This window comes from Ascidiaceihabitans sp. (genome assembly GCF_039986515.1).
Taxonomy (GTDB): Bacteria; Pseudomonadota; Alphaproteobacteria; order Rhodobacterales; family Rhodobacteraceae; genus Ascidiaceihabitans.
This window is the reverse complement of record NZ_JBDWQO010000007.1, coordinates 504,340-520,569: the sequence shown is the minus strand read 5'-3', so window position 1 is coordinate 520,569 and position 16,230 is coordinate 504,340. Positions and strand designations below refer to the sequence as shown.

15 protein-coding genes are annotated in these 16,230 nt (G+C 56.0%); all 15 read left to right on the top strand.

All coding sequences use genetic code 11. The features are described from left to right. Window positions 1-6 precede the first annotated feature (6 nt). The 15 genes from gmk to ABJL60_RS05160 all read left to right on the top strand — a co-directional run bounded on the left by gmk (window position 7) and on the right by ABJL60_RS05160 (window position 16,228). Window positions 7-660, top strand: a complete 654-nt coding sequence (gmk, locus tag ABJL60_RS05230; protein ID WP_348291874.1) for a guanylate kinase — start codon at window positions 7-9, stop codon at window positions 658-660. Beyond that, the gene (locus ABJL60_RS05225) at window positions 657-1,181 is read left to right on the top strand and encodes a gamma carbonic anhydrase family protein (RefSeq protein WP_348291876.1); all 525 of its coding nucleotides are present in this window, start codon (window positions 657-659) and stop codon (window positions 1,179-1,181) included. The genes gmk and ABJL60_RS05225 overlap by 4 nt, the downstream gene beginning before the upstream one ends. Before the next feature lie 3 nt (window positions 1,182-1,184). Next, on the top strand, window positions 1,185-2,369 hold the full coding sequence (locus tag ABJL60_RS05220) for an aminotransferase class I/II-fold pyridoxal phosphate-dependent enzyme (RefSeq protein WP_348375373.1): 1,185 nt from the start codon (window positions 1,185-1,187) through the stop codon (window positions 2,367-2,369). 5 nt (window positions 2,370-2,374) lie between these two features. Next, window positions 2,375-3,412 carry an ATP-binding protein gene (locus ABJL60_RS05215; RefSeq protein ID WP_348291878.1) on the top strand — a complete coding sequence of 346 codons (1,038 nt, stop codon included), beginning with the start codon at window positions 2,375-2,377 and terminating at the stop codon, window positions 3,410-3,412. A gap of 141 nt (window positions 3,413-3,553) precedes the next feature. Continuing rightward, window positions 3,554-4,594 carry a substrate-binding domain-containing protein gene (locus ABJL60_RS05210; RefSeq protein WP_348375166.1) on the top strand — a complete coding sequence of 347 codons (1,041 nt, stop codon included), beginning with the start codon at window positions 3,554-3,556 and terminating at the stop codon, window positions 4,592-4,594. A gap of 91 nt (window positions 4,595-4,685) precedes the next feature. Continuing rightward, window positions 4,686-6,164, top strand: coding sequence for a phosphate ABC transporter permease subunit PstC (gene pstC / locus ABJL60_RS05205; protein ID WP_348375164.1), 1,479 nt, complete (start codon window positions 4,686-4,688; stop codon window positions 6,162-6,164). Next, window positions 6,161-7,504 carry a phosphate ABC transporter permease PstA gene (pstA, locus tag ABJL60_RS05200; protein ID WP_348375162.1) on the top strand — a complete coding sequence of 448 codons (1,344 nt, stop codon included), beginning with the start codon at window positions 6,161-6,163 and terminating at the stop codon, window positions 7,502-7,504. The genes pstC and pstA overlap by 4 nt, the downstream gene beginning before the upstream one ends. A gap of 11 nt (window positions 7,505-7,515) precedes the next feature. Beyond that, the gene (pstB, locus tag ABJL60_RS05195) at window positions 7,516-8,313 is read left to right on the top strand and encodes a phosphate ABC transporter ATP-binding protein PstB (protein ID WP_348375160.1); all 798 of its coding nucleotides are present in this window, start codon (window positions 7,516-7,518) and stop codon (window positions 8,311-8,313) included. Between the two features lie 11 nt (window positions 8,314-8,324). Then, complete coding sequence (gene phoU, locus ABJL60_RS05190; RefSeq protein WP_348291889.1) at window positions 8,325-9,026, top strand: phosphate signaling complex protein PhoU; 702 nt, start codon at window positions 8,325-8,327, stop codon at window positions 9,024-9,026. A gap of 12 nt (window positions 9,027-9,038) precedes the next feature. Continuing rightward, on the top strand, window positions 9,039-9,728 hold the full coding sequence (gene phoB / locus ABJL60_RS05185) for a phosphate regulon transcriptional regulator PhoB (RefSeq protein ID WP_348375158.1): 690 nt from the start codon (window positions 9,039-9,041) through the stop codon (window positions 9,726-9,728). Between the two features lie 135 nt (window positions 9,729-9,863). Next, window positions 9,864-10,856, top strand: coding sequence for an IS30 family transposase (locus ABJL60_RS05180; protein WP_348375371.1), 993 nt, complete (start codon window positions 9,864-9,866; stop codon window positions 10,854-10,856). A gap of 292 nt (window positions 10,857-11,148) precedes the next feature. Then, a complete protein-coding gene (locus ABJL60_RS05175) occupies window positions 11,149-12,846 on the top strand; it encodes a class I adenylate-forming enzyme family protein (RefSeq protein ID WP_348375156.1) in 1,698 nt (565 codons plus the stop codon). Then, window positions 12,843-14,132: a 3-hydroxyacyl-CoA dehydrogenase NAD-binding domain-containing protein gene (locus ABJL60_RS05170; RefSeq protein WP_348289154.1), complete on the top strand. Its 1,290-nt coding sequence runs from the start codon at window positions 12,843-12,845 to the stop codon at window positions 14,130-14,132. Before ABJL60_RS05175 ends, ABJL60_RS05170 begins: the two co-directional genes overlap by 4 nt. Continuing rightward, window positions 14,129-14,908 (top strand): enoyl-CoA hydratase-related protein, encoded by a 780-nt coding sequence (locus tag ABJL60_RS05165; RefSeq protein ID WP_348375155.1) that lies wholly within the window; start codon window positions 14,129-14,131, stop codon window positions 14,906-14,908. The genes ABJL60_RS05170 and ABJL60_RS05165 overlap by 4 nt, the downstream gene beginning before the upstream one ends. Window positions 14,909-14,920: 12 nt before the next feature. Beyond that, on the top strand, window positions 14,921-16,228 hold the full coding sequence (locus ABJL60_RS05160; protein WP_181364465.1) for an acyl-CoA dehydrogenase family protein: 1,308 nt from the start codon (window positions 14,921-14,923) through the stop codon (window positions 16,226-16,228). The last annotated feature ends 2 nt before the right edge of the window (window positions 16,229-16,230 follow it).

Genomic DNA, 16,230 nt, shown 5'->3' with positions numbered 1-16,230 from the left:
ACTCTGATGTCAGCGACTGAAAAAAACCGTCTTGGACTGCTTGTGATCCTCAGCTCTCCTTCGGGGGCGGGGAAAAGCACTTTGGCCAAACGCCTGATGGCGTGGGACGAGACGCTGCGGTTTTCTGTGTCCGCCACCACGCGGTCCCCGCGCCCCGGAGAGGTTGACGGAAAAGACTACTATTTTGTGGCGGAAGACGACTTTAAAAAATGGGTCACTGACGGCGAAATGCTGGAACATGCGCAGGTTTTTGGCAACTACTACGGCTCGCCCAAGCCACCAGTCGAAGCCGCAATTCAGGAAGGCCGCGATGTGTTGTTCGACATTGACTGGCAGGGTGCGCAACAGATCGGCAAATCGGCTTTGCGCCACCATGTGTTGTCGATCTTCATTTTGCCGCCCTCCATTCCCGAATTGCGCCGTCGGTTGGAAACACGGGCGCAAGACGACGTTGATGTCATCACCAAGCGGATGGAAAAAAGCTGGGACGAGATCAGCCACTGGGATGGATACGATTATGTGTTGGTTAACGATGATCTGGACACGACCGAAGATCGTTTGAAAACAATCATTGCCGCCGAACGCCTGAAAGCGGCCCAACAGCCGCATTTGTTGGATCACGTTCGTGTGCTGCAATCGCAATTCGAGGAGCTATCATGACCATCTATGCCTTGGGCGATTTGACGCCGCAAATTCACGCCGACACTTGGGTGGCCGCCGACGCCAACCTCATCGGGCAGGTTGTTCTGGATGAAGCGGCCTCTGTTTGGTTTTGCGCCACGATCCGCGCTGACCATGAGATCATCCATATCGGCAAAGGGTCCAACGTGCAGGAAAACACGGTCATGCATGTGGATAAGGGCTATCCTTTGACCATCGGTGAAGGCTGCACCATCGGTCACAAAGTCATGCTGCATGGCTGCACCATCGGCAACAATTCCCTGATCGGCATGGGGGCCACCATCCTGAATGGAGCAAAAATCGGCAACAATTGCCTGATTGGCGCCGGGGCCTTGATCACCGAAGGCAAGGAAATTCCCGATGGGTCTTTGGTTATGGGGGCGCCAGGCAAGATTGTGCGACAGCTCGACGATGCCGCCATCCAGATGCTGCAAGGGTCTGCTTTGCATTATCAGGACAACATGCGCCGCTTTCGCGACGACATGCGTGTGGTGGGGTAAATGATGCGTAACGAAAAAGGATCCCTGATCCGTCCCGTTCCACTGCCCGACAGTGCCAGCCGTCCTGTTGTAACACCGCTTTCTACGTCCGTGGTCTATGCCTCGGACACGCCGGATATGCTGGATCAACAATATGAAGGCGGGTTGCAAGGCTACACCTACAGCCGCGAAGGCCATCCCAACGCCGATGTTGTGGGCGGGTTGATCGACCGCATGGAAGGCGCGCCCAATCCGGGTGTTGTGACCTCTAGCGGTATGGCTGCTGTGGCTGCGGTATTGATGGGTATCACCCAAACTGGCGATCACGTCATTGGCGGAAACCAGCTTTATGGGCGGTCCTTGCGGCTGATGGCCGAAGACTTGCCGCGTATGGGGGTCTCCACGTCCATGGTTGATCCGGGCGATGTGGAAGCCGTGCGTGCCGCGATCCGCCCTGCAACAAAGTTGATCCTTGTTGAAACGGTCTCCAACCCGACGCTGCGTGTGGCAGACATCGAAGGACTGGCGACGCTGTGCCGTGAAAAGGGTGTGCTTTTGGTGGTGGACAACACGTTCACAACGCCACGTGCATTCCAGCCGTTTGATTGGGGCGCAGACATCGTGATCCATTCGATCACAAAGCTTCTGGCGGGTCACTCCGATGTGATGCTGGGCTACGTTGCGGCGCGTGATGAGGCCATCAACACGCGGCTCCGTGTCTTTTCGGTGACCACAGGCATGACACCAAGCCCATGGGACAGCTGGATGGCTGAACGCGGCATGTTGTCGTTTGATTTGCGCTTTGACCGCGCACAGGCGACTGCACTGCGGCTTGCAGAACATTTGGGGGGCTTGGATGGCGTCAAACGCGTGATTTACCCGTCGCGGACCGACCACCCCGACCAAGCCCGTGCGCAGGCTTTGCTGAAGGGGCAGTTTTGCAATATGGTCAGCTTCGAGTTGGACGGTGGACGCGCAGAAGCCAACGCCTTTACGCGTGGTGCAGAAGGTTTGAATTTCGCGCCCACTTTGGGGGATGTCGGCACCACGATTTCGCATCCTGCATCCTCGTCCCACCGTGCTTTAACGCCCGAAAAACGCGCAGAACTTGGCATGTCCGAAGGATTCTTCCGCGTGTCGGTTGGCCTCGAAGACCCCGACACGCTGTGCGCGGTGTTCAGCCAAGCTGTCGCCGCATGTAAGGTGTAACAGAAATGGACCCGCATCTGCTGCAATCTGTACTGGATGCGGTGTCCCTGCCTGCGCTGGCCGTCGGCCCCGACGAAAAAATCGTAGCGGCCAACGCTGATGCCTTGTCTTTGCTGGGTCAAGGCATCGTAACACGCAACTATGTTACGATGCTGCGCCAGCCTATGCTACTCGATAGCATCGAAAGCACATTGCGCGACACATCCCCCCGCGAAACACGCTATCTGGGCCATGACGGGGATCACGACACCACCTACCGCGTGACGTGCCGTGCCGCAGGCGATACCGGATGTGTGATTGTGTGCTTTGATGATGTCACAGCGCTGGAGCAAGCCAGCCAGATGCGGCGCGATTTTGTGGCCAATGTCAGCCACGAATTGCGCACACCGCTGACGGCCTTGATGGGGTTTATTGAAACACTGCAAGGTCCCGCGCGAGATGACACAGCGGCCCAAACGCGTTTTTTGGGCATCATGCAAAGCGAAGCGGCCCGGATGAACCGTCTGGTGGGGGATTTGCTGTCGCTCAGCCGCGTGGAAAGCGACCAGCGCGTGCGCCCCACAACTCAGATTTCCCTGTTGGATGTGCTGTCCAGCACCGTTCACGCGCTACAACCTGTGGCGCAAAAGGCCAAAGTGACGCTGGTTTTTGATCCACCTGATCACGTCCCGACGATGATCGCGGACGCGGATCAACTGCGTCAAGTTTTCACAAACCTCATTGAAAACGCGATCAAATACGGTGGCGAAGACAACACCGTGCAGGTGACGCTGGCCGCCGCAGACCGCGACCCGGCTTTGCGCGCAGCAGGCGTTCGCGTCGATGTCACGGATCATGGGCCCGGCATCGATCCTGCACATTTGCCCCGCCTGACAGAACGGTTTTACCGCATAGACAACCACCGCAGCCGCGAGATGGGCGGCACAGGGTTGGGGTTGGCCATTGTCAAACACATCATCCACCGTCACCGCGGACGGATGCGCGTGACGTCCGACTTGGGGCAGGGTGCCACATTTTCAGTGATTTTGCCGTTGGTCCCCTGACTTTTTATCACAAATTTCGCGATAGATCCGAAGCTGTCATAAAACTGTTACGCAACTGTCACAAAAGCATAGCGAAAGGTGCCTAGATCAGCGCCATGGTCATCAAGGGGATGGCCATCACTTCGAGGTTCAGGAGACATCATGTCATTCGTGAAATGCACAACTTCCGCGCTGGCCATTGCCGCACTTTCCGCAACAGCAGCCGCCGCCCGCGATCAGGTCCAAGTGGCCGGATCATCAACCGTTCTGCCATATGCGTCCATCGTGGCCGAGGCCTTTGGCGAAAACTTTGACTTCCCGACACCCGTTGTCGAATCCGGCGGATCATCCGCAGGTCTCAAGCGCTTTTGTGAAGGCGTCGGCGAAAACACCATCGACATCGCCAACGCATCCCGCCAGATCAAGTCCGGCGAAGTCGCTGTGTGCGCTGAAAACGGCGTCACCGACATCATGGAAGTCCGCATCGGGTATGACGGCATCGTTTTTGCCTCTGACATCAATGGCGCGTCCTTTGCCTTCACCCAGACCGATTGGTTCTTGGCCTTGTCCGAGCAGATTTTGGTCGACGGCAAAATGGTCGCCAACCCCAACACCAACTGGAACCAGGTGAACGCGTCTTTTCCCGACCAACCAATCCAGGCCTTTGTGCCCGGCACAAAACACGGCACACGCGAAGTGTTCGAGGACAAAGTGATCCTTGAAGGGTGCGAAGCCACAGGTGCGTTTGACGTGTTGAAAGCGGCCAATGGCGGTGACAAGAAAGCGGCTGAAAAAGCCTGCATCGCGCTGCGCACAGATGGCAAGTCCGTGGACATCGACGGCGACTACACCGAAACGCTGGCCCGGATTGAGTCCAACAAGGACGGCATCGGCGTCTTTGGTTTGGCATTCTATGAAAACAACACCGACAAGCTGCAAGTTGCGACTATGGCCGACATCGTGCCATCAACCGACAGCATCGCCACAGGCGAATATCCCGTGTCCCGTCCTTTGTTCTTCTACGTCAAAAAAGCCCACATCGGCGTCATTCCCGGCCTGAAGGAATTCGCAGAATTCTTCGTGGCAGATGAAGTTGCAGGCCCGGATGGTCCATTGGCCGAATACGGGTTGGTGTCCGATCCAGAGCTGGAAGCGACACAAACATCCGTAACGGACGAAGCGGTTCTGGGATCGGGTTCCTAAATCCAACGACACTAAAAATATAGGTCGCCCCGCATATCGGGGCGGCCTTTGCGCCACGTACCACACCTCTACCACACCTCGGAGCAGCCCCATGGGTATCACCGGTTTCACTATTTCCGCCGTCATTGCCTTGTCGATCCTGGGGTATATCGTGGCCCGTGCCCGCGCGCTTGCAGGGGCCGGAGGCGACAGACGCGCTTTGCACTCTTTGCCCACGTACTACGGCACCAACGCTGCGATGTTTACGGCCGTTCCGGCCCTTGGGGTTCTGGCCATATGGCTTTTGGCGCAACCGATGATGATCGATAACCGCGTGTCCGCGATGATCCCTGCCAGCGTCATTGGCGATGGATCCAATATCGGCCTTATCATGAGTGACGTACGCCGCGTCTCTGACGGGTTGGATGTGGCCGTCGCGCAGGATGCATTGACCCCACAAGACGCATTGAGCCTGTCGGCGGATACAGACGTGCGCAAGATGCTGGCCGATGTGGGCGTGGCCCTTGGATCGGCTGTGAAACCTGAAGTGCTGGCCGCTGCCCAAACCTACCGCGCATCCGCGCAAACGGGCCGTCTTTGGATGACAACCGTTGTGCTGGTCCTTGCCGCCATCGGGTTTGTCTTTTCCGTCGCCATGTCCAAACCGGATTTTCGCGCCCGCAACACGGTAGAACGCGGTGTGCTGGCCCTTTTGATGGTCGCGGCATCGCTGGCAATTCTAACCACCATCGGCATCGTCTTTTCCATGCTTTTCGAAAGCATCAACTTCTTCAGACTTCACCCATGGACCGACTTCTTTTTTGGCGGATCATGGGCGCCGAATTTTCGCGGGGACAGTGATCTGTCGATCCTGCCGCTGCTTTGGGGCACGCTTTATATTTCAATCATCGCATTGGCCGTCGCCGTGCCAATCGGTCTCTTTGCCGCGATTTATCTAAGCGAATATGCAGGCCCCAAGGTGCGCGCGATTGCCAAACCATTGCTGGAAATCCTCGCGGGGATACCGACCATCGTCTACGGTCTATTTGCTTTGCTCACAGTTGGGCCTGCCTTGGTCCGGATTTTCGGACGCGGCGATGAGGGGCTGTTGGGCGTGGAATGGATGTCAGGGGCCACCGCCGTGCTGACCGCTGGCCTTGTGATGGGCATCATGCTGATCCCGTTTGTGTCCTCGCTGTCAGACGACATTATCAACGCCGTGCCACAATCCATGCGCGACGGATCGCTTGGGTTGGGCGCGACGCCGTCAGAAACCATCCGACAGGTTGTATTGCCAGCAGCTTTGCCCGGCATTGTAGGTGCCGTATTGCTGGCCGCCAGCCGCGCCATCGGTGAAACCATGATCGTGGTGCTGGGGGCAGGGGCCATCGCCAAGTTTTCCGCCAACCCGCTTGAGGCCATGACCACCATCACCACCCGCATCGTCAGCCAGTTGACCGGGGATACGGATTTTGCCAGCCCCGAAACGCTGGTCGCCTTTGCCCTTGGTCTGACGCTGTTTGTTCTGACCCTCGGCCTGAATGTCATCGCGCTTTACATCGTGCGCACATACCGGGAGCAGTACGATTGACCGACGCAACCCAACCCATTGACCCGCGCAAGACCTCATTGCTGACGCTGGACGGGCGCACCAAAAAACGCAATGCCGCCGAGGCACGGTTCAAAGCCTATGGCATCGGGGCCATCTGCATCGGATTACTGATGCTTTTGATCCTTGTGTTCAACATCGTGTCGCGTGGCACAGGGGCTTATCAGCAGACATATGTGACACTCGAAGTCGAACTGTTGGCTGCCAAACTTGATAAAAAAGGCAACCGCGATCTGGCCGATATCAAGAAGGTGTCGACCTTTGGCTACGCGCCTTTGTTGAAAACCGCGTTCGAGACAAAGGTGGCCGACGCAGGCTTTGAAACTGATCTAAAGTCAAAGGCCATGGCGGGCATTCTGTCTAAAAGTGCTGCGGCGGATCTGCGCGATTTTGTTATCGCCAACCCCGATATGATCGGCGAAACGGTCGAGTTTGAATTTTTGGCATCCTCCCGTGTGGATGGCTATCTGAAGGGCCGTGTGACGCGCGATAGCATCGCCAACGACAAGAACATCTCGCCCGCGCAGCTGGACTTCGTCGATCAACTGATTGCGGATGGTAGTCTGGAAAAGCGCTTTAACCTCGATTTCATCACAGGTGCCGATGCCTCTGACGCGCGGCCCGAAGCCGCGGGAATGGGTGTGTCGATGATCGGGTCATTGTTCATGATGATGGTGGTTCTGGTGCTGGCGCTGCCCATCGGGGTCGCAGCATCAATCTATCTGGAAGAATTCGCGCCCAAGAACTGGATCACCGATATCATTGAGGTGAACATTTCGAACCTTGCAGCGGTGCCATCAATTGTCTTTGGTATTCTCGGTCTCGCGGTGTTCATCAACTACATGCATTTGCCAAACTCTGCGCCGCTTGTAGGTGGCCTTGTGCTGACGTTGATGACATTGCCCACAATCATCATCTCGACCCGCGCATCGTTGAAATCAGTGCCCCCCAGCATCCGCGACGCGGCGTTGGGGGTGGGGGCCAGCAAAATGCAGTCGGTGTTTCATCACGTCCTGCCCTTGGCGGCGCCGGGCATCCTGACAGGCACTATCATCGGACTGGCCCAGGCCTTGGGTGAGACAGCGCCGCTGTTGTTGATCGGGATGGTGGGCTTTATCGCGTCCAATCCACCTGACAGCATCGCGGCGGGGTTGATGTCGCCGAATTCGGCCATGCCTGCGCAAATCTACGAATGGGCGAAACGTGCGGACCCTGCCTTTTATGAACGCGCATGGGGGGGCATCATCATCTTGCTGGTCTTTCTTGTGACCATGAACACAATCGCCGTGATTTTGCGGCGCCGTTTTGAACGCCGCTGGTAGGGGGCAAAGACATGAACGATATGAGACTGACGGAGAGAACCGTGGACACCAATGATGTGAAAATCACCGCCAAAGATGTGCAGGTGTATTACGGCGACAATCACGCCATCAAGGACGTGAATGTCGAGATCCGAGACAAAACCGTCACGGCCTTTATCGGACCATCGGGGTGCGGAAAGTCAACTTTCTTGCGTTGTATCAACAGGATGAACGACACAATTGATGTGTGCCGCGTCCAAGGTGACATTCTGATCGACAACGAAGACATCTACGACAAACGCGTCGATCCGGTGCAACTGCGGGCCAAAGTGGGTATGGTGTTTCAAAAGCCCAACCCGTTTCCAAAGTCGATCTTTGACAATGTCGCTTACGGGCCGCGCATCCACGGGCTTGCACAGAACAAGGCCGATCTGGACGAAATCGTAGAACGGTCGCTGCGCAGTGCCGCAATCTGGAACGAGGTTAAAGACCGCCTTGATGCGCCCGGCACAGGGCTGTCGGGTGGCCAGCAACAGCGGTTGTGCATTGCACGGGCAGTCGCCACGGCGCCAGAGGTGCTTTTGATGGATGAACCCTGTTCAGCGCTGGACCCAATTGCCACGGCGCAGGTCGAAGAACTGATTGATGAGTTGCGCCAGAACTATTCCGTGGTGATCGTCACCCATTCGATGCAGCAAGCCGCCCGCGTCAGCCAAAAAACCGCGTTTTTCCACTTGGGCAACCTTGTAGAGTACGGCGAGACGGGCCAAATTTTTACCAATCCAACAGATCCACGCACAGAAAGCTATATCACGGGCCGGATCGGGTAGGGGACATAAACATGAACGACCAACACATCGCATCCGCTTTTGACCGTGACCTTGAAGCGATCCAGGCTCAAATCATGAAAATGGGTGGGCTGGTGGAAGCCGCCATTCTGGAAGCCGCATCCTCGCTTGAGGCCCGCGACGAAGAACGCGCCGAAAAGGTCCGCGCCGCTGACAAACAGATCGACGCACTGGAAGAGTTGATCAACGAAGAAGCCGCCCGTGTGATTGCCCTGCGTGCGCCCACGGCCATTGACCTGCGCCTGATCCTAAGCGTCATGAAGATCAGCGGCAACCTCGAACGCATTGGGGATTATGCAAAAAACATGGCCAAACGCACTGGTGTTCTGGCCCAAATGGCGCCGGTTAACGACAGTGCCGGTGCGCTGCGCCGTATGGCGAAAGAAGTTGGTAAGATGCTGACGGACGCGTTGGATGCCTATATCAATCGCGACGCGGAGCTGGCACTGGATGTCATCGCACGCGACGCTGAAGTGGATCAGATGTACAATGCGCTGTTTCGCGAATTCCTGACCTTCATGATGGAAGACCCGCGCAACATCACGGCCTGCATGCATTTGCATTTTATCGGTAAAAACACTGAACGCATGGGGGATCATGTGACATCGATTGCCGAACAGGTCGTCTATCTGGTCACTGGGATGCACCCCGATGAAGCCCGTGCCAAGGCCGACACGACTTCTGTTAAACTTTAAGGAATAGTCACCATGTCCGCAGTCCAGCCGCGTGTTTTGGTCGTCGAAGATGAACCCGCACAACGTGAGGTTCTGGCTTACAATCTTGAGGCCGAAGGTTTTGCTGTCAGCCGCGCCGAGAATGGCGAAGAGGCATTGCTTTTTGTGGAAGAAGACGCGCCGGACGTGATCGTCTTGGACTGGATGATGCCACAGCTTAGCGGGATCGAAGTCTGTCGGCGTTTGAAAATCAAACCCGAGACCCGAGGCATTCCTGTCATCATGCTGTCCGCGCGTTCCGAGGAAGTGGACCGTGTGCGTGGCCTTGAAACTGGCGCGGACGATTATGTGATCAAACCGTACTCTGTGATCGAGCTGATGGCGCGTGTGCGTGCCCAACTGCGCCGCGTGCGGCCAGCGGCATCCGGTCAACTGTTGGAATTCGACGACATCATACTGAATGGCGAAAGCCACAAAGTCACGCGCGCATCTGCAGATGTGAAACTCGGGCCAACTGAATTTCGGCTGCTCAGCACATTTATGGAAAAGCCCGGGCGTGTCTGGTCACGTGAACAACTTCTGGACCGTGTCTGGGGCCGCGACATCTACGTGGACACACGTACCGTCGACGTGCACATCGGGCGCTTGCGCAAAGCGCTGACCCAGTTTGGGGGCTCGGATCCGGTAAGAACGGTTCGGGGTGCGGGATACAGCCTTGGGTAAGGGTGTTTGGGCGTTATGTTCTGCACGCAATATTTAACATAATTCACATTATAAGAAACACACGTACTGTCTGGCACATTCTAAACTGGGTTGCGAATTTTCCCCTATCTTGCTGGAAAGCAAGGAGAATGAAAGATAGCACATAGTGAGCTAAACCTGCGTGAACGGCGCGTGATTGAAGATATGTTGAATGCCAAGATCCCAGTGCGGGAGATCGCGACGGAGATCGGCAGGCATGTTTCGACGATCTATCGAGACATAAAACGCAACGGATATAGCGACGAAGAACTGCCAGAGTTGAATGGGTACTACGGCGTTGTCGCTCAACGTGCAGCAACCCAAAGACGCGCACGACGTCGCAAATTGGTACGGCTCGTTGGCCTGCGCAAAGCGGTGACCCAGCAGCTCAAGGAGGGTTGGTCGCCAGAACAGATTGCAGGCCGATTGCAATTTGAAGGACAATCCGTGCGCGTGAACCACGAGACGATCTACGCGTATGTTTACGGCCCAGATGGTCAATCCAGAGAACTGGCACGCTATCTGCCCAATCGACGTAAGAAACGGCGGCCACGTCATTCGCACAAGCCCTGCGGCCTTGTATTCCCGCCGGATCGCTCCATCCATGAGCGGCCTGATTACGTTGATACCCGCGAGACATTTGGCGAATGGGAGGGTGATCTGATGATCTTCGAGCGTGCGCAGGGAAAGATGAATGTCGCCTCACTGGTTGAACGAAAAACCCGCTTTGCCGTGCTGTTCCGCAACAACGGTCGCAGCACGACGCATCTGATGAACCGGCTGATGGGCGTGATGGAACCCCTGCCCCAACCGGCCCGCAAGTCCATCACCTTTGACCGTGGCATCGAGTTCAGGAACTGGCGCAAGTTGAAGCCCGGGATCGGCACTGAGGCCTGGTTTCGCGACCCGCAAGCGCCGTGGCAAAAGGGTTCAGTCGAAAACTTGAACAAACGGGCGCGTCGCTACTTACCAAGGGACGCGCCAGTAGCCACGCTCTCAAATCGAGATATGAAGTCGATTTGTGACCGCTTGAACGGCACACCCAGAAAGTGTCTCGGCTGGCGCACCCCAACGGAAGCCTTCAGGGAAGAACTGAAGAAACTGAGATAGCGGAAACAGTCGCAACGACCCTTGAGATTCCATCAGATACGCGGCTTAGATACGCTACCTGCCGGTGATCGGCTTGCGCTGCCTACGCGCCAAATATCGCGCAAAATCCGTTTGCCAAGCGCTAAATGTAAAATGACGTTCCGTCCCTCGGGATTGTCGCATCAAATTTTCCAGCTTAGCATCATCCTTGTGCAAGGCACTGATCTTCAGATCCGAACCTTGCCAAATCTGGGAGGATTTGAATGCGTTTGCTTCTTGTTTGCGCCGCGCGTCTTTTGACTGGACGCAGCCTATGACTGTCATGACCGATACCGAAGCCATGGCGCATGTCATGCAGACGAACCCTGCGTTCGCTGTGACCCACGCCAACATCCGCGGCGTTGATTTTCGTGTGTTCGAAAATGTGCCCTCCCATGTCGCCGCGTTGCTGCATGCCAGCCACGAAGCCCAAGGCAATGGCGCTGCTGAATATCTGATTTTTGAAAACGAACGCTGGACGTTTGATGAATTTTTATCTGATGTAAACCGCATGGCACATGTCCTGCGTGACACCTTCGATGTGACCAAAGGCGCCCCAGTTGGCATCGCGATGCGCAACTGCCCGGAATTGATGATTATGGTTATGGCCTGTGCATCGATCGGCGCGGTCACGGTCTTTGTGAATGCATGGTGGACCACAGAAGAACTGGAGTATGCGTTAAAAGACAGCGGTGCGCGCCTTGTCTTTGCAGACGGCGATCGCGTCGCCAGAATGCAGCCTCTGGTGGATGATCTAGGTCTGACCCTTGTGGGTGTGCGTGACAGTGAAACAACAGCGCACCATAGCTTTACAGCGCTTAAGGCCAACGCACAGTCTGATCAGCGTCCGGACGCGGACATAGACACAGACGATGATTTTGCAATCATGTATTCCTCTGGCACGACGGGCCGCCCCAAAGGGGTTGTGCAAACCCATCGCGGTGCGGTCAACGCTGTGTTTTCATGGCTGATCACTGCCGTGATGGCGCCTTTGATGGACCCCGACCACGATCCGGATGCGCCACCTGTGCGCCCTTCTGTTCTTATCGTGACACCCTTGTTTCATGTCACTGCCACGCACCCGATGTTTTTGTTAAGCCTGCCGGCTGGTGCCAAGGTTGCTGTGATGCCAAAATGGGACGCACGCAAAGCCGTGGAAATCATCCGCGATGAAAAGATCACGCGGTTCCTGGGTGTGCCGACACAATCTGCCGATCTGATGGTGGCCATGCGCGAGATGGGCGAAACGCTTCCGACGCTGGATTACATTGGTGCGGGCGGTGCAAAGCGGCCTCCGGCCCAAGTGGGTGAGCTTTCGGAAATGTTGCCCAACGCGGCTGTTGCAACAGGCTGGGGTATGACCGAAACCAACGCCCTTGGGATCGGCATGCTTGGGGACGAATACAATGCCCGGCCCGACGCCTGTGGAAAACCGCACGGGCCTTTGCAGGATGTGCGTTTCCTGGACGACAGCGGTAAAGATGTACCCCACGGTGAGATTGGCGAACTTACTGTAAAAAGCCCTGCTAACATGCGGTGTTACTTAAACAAACCCGACGCGACGGCCGAGGTTCTGGAAGATGGCTGGTTAAAAACTGGCGACTTGGGGCGCATTGACGATGAAGGCTATGTGTCTATCGTTGATCGCAAGAAAAACATCATTATTCGCGGTGGTGAAAACATCGCTTGTCTGGACGTTGAAGCAGCTTTGCACCGGCATCCCGCAGTGGCTGAGGCATGCGCGTTTTCAGTGCCGCATGACCGGCTTGGCGAAGTTGTTGGCGCAGGTATTCAGCTTAAATCCGGCACATCAGCGCGGGGCGAAGACATTCAGGCGTTTCTTGCTAATCACATCGCAAAATTCAAAATTCCGGAACACATCTGGTTCCAAACAACGCCCCTGCCCCGTGGTGCCACCGATAAAACGGACCGCCGCGCATTGCAGGCTCAATGCTTGAAGGATCACACATGAACATGACCACCGAAGACATCGGCGCCTATATCGCTGCCGCTGGGGCCAAAGCTTGGGACGTTGAGGGGTTAGACCCTGCAACACCACACCGTGCCATCAAAACTGTTGGCATCATCGGCGCGGGCACCATGGGCGGCGGCATCGCGATGAACTTTGCAACCGCTGGGTTTGACGTCAAAATCGTTGAGCAAAAGCAAGAGGCGCTGGATCGCGGTTTGGCCGTGGTGCGCGGCAACTATCAACGGTCCTCTGACAAAGGCCGGTTTCCGCAGGATGAGGTCGAGGCCCGCATGGACCGCTTTCACGGTTGCCTTGCAATCTCGGACCTTGCCGATTGCGATCTGGTAATCGAGGCTGTGTTTGAAAACATGGACCTGAAAAAGACCATTTTCACAGAGCTTGGCCAAGTGATGAAACCCGGCGCGATCCTTGCCACCAACACCTCCGCGCTGAACATCGACGAAATCGCCCCCCTGACGGGCCGCGCGCAGGACGTCATCGGATTACATTTCTTTTCCCCTGCCAACGTGATGAAGTTGTTGGAAATTGTCCGCGCCAAAGATACAGCGGACGACGTCGTTGCCACCTCCATGGCGCTGGCCAAAACCATCAACAAGATCGCCACACTTGTTGGCGTCTGCCCCGGCTTTGTTGGCAATCGCATCCTGTTTGCGCGCCAAATCCAAGCCAACAAACTGGTCTACAAAGGCGTGTTGCCGTGGGATGTGGATGCAGCCCTCAACGCATTTGGCTTTAAGATGGGGCCATTCCAAATGTCCGACCTTGCAGGCCTTGATATCGGTTGGTCCAAAGGGGCTACAACCGACAACCCGATCCGCGACCGTTTGTGTGAAATGGACCGACGCGGTCAGAAAACCAAAGCGGGCTTTTATGATTACGACGAAAACCGCCGCCCGGTGCCGTCCGATGTGACCACAGGCATCATCAGCGAGATTACCGGCGCAGAGCCGACACAAATGTCCGCTGACGACATCCTAAAAGCCTGTATTCACCCGATGATCAACGAGGCCGTCAAAATCCTTGAGGAAAACAAGGCGCAGCGCCCGTCGGACATCGATGTGGTCTGGCTCAATGGCTACGGCTGGCCACCCGACACAGGGGGGCCGATGCTCTATGGTGATATGGTAGGGGCCGCTGCTGTGCTGGACACGATGGAGCGTTTGGGCGCGGATGATCCCGCCTTTGCACCCGCCAAAACACTTCAAGACCTTGCCGCAAGTGGCGGTAAGTTCACAGAAATCAATACTGGAGGCCTCAAGGTATGAGCTACGAATTTATCACCACAGAAAAACGTGGGCACATCTTGGTCGTCACCATGAACCGGCCTGATGTGTACAACGCCGTGCATGTGGACATGCATATTGAGATGTCGCGGTGCTGGGATGAGTTTGCCGCAGATCAGGATCTTTGGGTTGCTGTTCTGACAGGGGCTGGTGACAAAGCATTTTCCGCAGGCAACGATCTGAAAGCCACCGCCATGGGCGGCAACAAAAAGCCAATGCCGGACACAGGCTTTGCCGGGCTGTCATCGCGCTTTGATCTGGAAAAACCAATCATCGCGGCCGTCAACGGCTTTGCCATGGGGGGTGGTTTTGAAACGGCGCTGTCATGCGACATCCTGATCGCCTCAGAGAACGCCAAATTCGCCCTGCCCGAAGTTAAAGTCGGCTTTTTTGCCGCTGCCTCCGGCGTACAACGTTTGTCGCGTTACATCGGACGTCTCGCAGCGCAGGAAATGATGTTCACAGGCCGCACAATCATGGCGGACGAGGCGCTGAAAATGGGCTGCATCAACGAGGTGGTACCACACGCCGACCTGATGGACCGTGCCATGGCCAAGGCCGAGGAACTGTGTACGGTATCCCCTTCTGCCGTCAAAGCCACAAAACGGGTGTTGAACGCCATGATGGAGGGCGACGGCATGGCCGCCAGCATCGCCCATTCACGTGAGGTGATCGCGGATCTCTCGAAAACAGATGACTTTAAAGAGGGCGTGCAAGCCTTTGTTGAAAAACGAAAACCCAATTGGGTAAACAAATAAGAAAGCATTGATATGTCCGAACCATTGGAACTGAACAACCTGGAAATGTCCGAAAAGGCCAAACCGCTTCTGGCCGCTGTGATCAAGCACATCCGCGAAAACGTGGACCCGATCACTGAAGAATTCCACCGCCTTGGCGAAGGTCGCGCCGATCGGTGGTCTTATGCCCCCGGCCAGTTGGAATTGCTGGAAACAGCCAAGCAAAAGGCGCGTGAAAGCGGGCTTTGGAACTTCTTTTTGCCAAATGCAGAAACCGGCGAAGGGCTTGCGAACCTCGATTATGCCTACATCGCGGCAGAGCTGGGCAAGAACCCCCTTGCCTCTGAAACGCTGAACTGTTCTGCGCCTGATACAGGCAACATGGAAGTGTTGGAACGCATTGGCACACAGCAGCAAAAAGATGCCTGGCTGAAGCCTTTGCTTGCGGGTGAAATCCGCAGTGCGTTTGCGATGACAGAACCCGACAAAGCATCATCGGATGCAAAGAACATCGGCATGACCGCCGTGCTTGAAAACGGTGAATGGGTCATGAACGGCGAGAAATACTATATCTCCGGCGCTGGTGATCCGCGTTGTAAGATCATGATTGTTATGGTGAAAACATCGCCTGACGCGGAACCCTTCCGCCAGCAAAGCCAGATCCTTGTGCCTATCGACACACCTGGCGTTGATATTCTTGGACCAATGCATGTGTTTGGTCACGACGATGCGCCACACGGTCACATGCACATCCGCTTCACCAATGTGCGCGTGCCTGAGGAAAACATTCTGTGGGGCGAAGGCAAAGGCTTTGAAATCTCCCAAGTCCGTCTTGGGCCTGGCCGTATCCACCATTGCATGCGCTCTATCGGGCAAGCTGAAAAGGCGCTGGATTTGCTGATTGAACGCGGCTTGTCCCGTGTGGCCTTTGGTAAAAAGATCATGGACTTGGGCAAAAACATGGAAACCGTGTCCCGCGCCAAGATCGAGATTGAATCCATGCGTCTTCTGGTGCTGAAAGCAGCCAAGGCCATGGACGTGCTTGGCAACAAAGAGGCCCGTATCTGGGTGTCGATGATCAAAGCCAAAGTTCCAGAGCAGGTGTGCGACATCATCGACCAAGCCATGCAAGTGCATGGTGCGACCGGTATTTCGCAGTGGTCGCCGCTGTCCAACATGTACGCGCAGCAACGCACATTGCGTTATGCCGATGGCCCCGATGAGGTGCACCATCACGTGATCGCCCGCCACGAAGTCAAAACCTATTCGGAATCCAACGCCCGTCAGGATGCGGCCAAAAAAGAAACCAAAGTGACAGGCTCTGCGGGGTTCATGGGATGAGC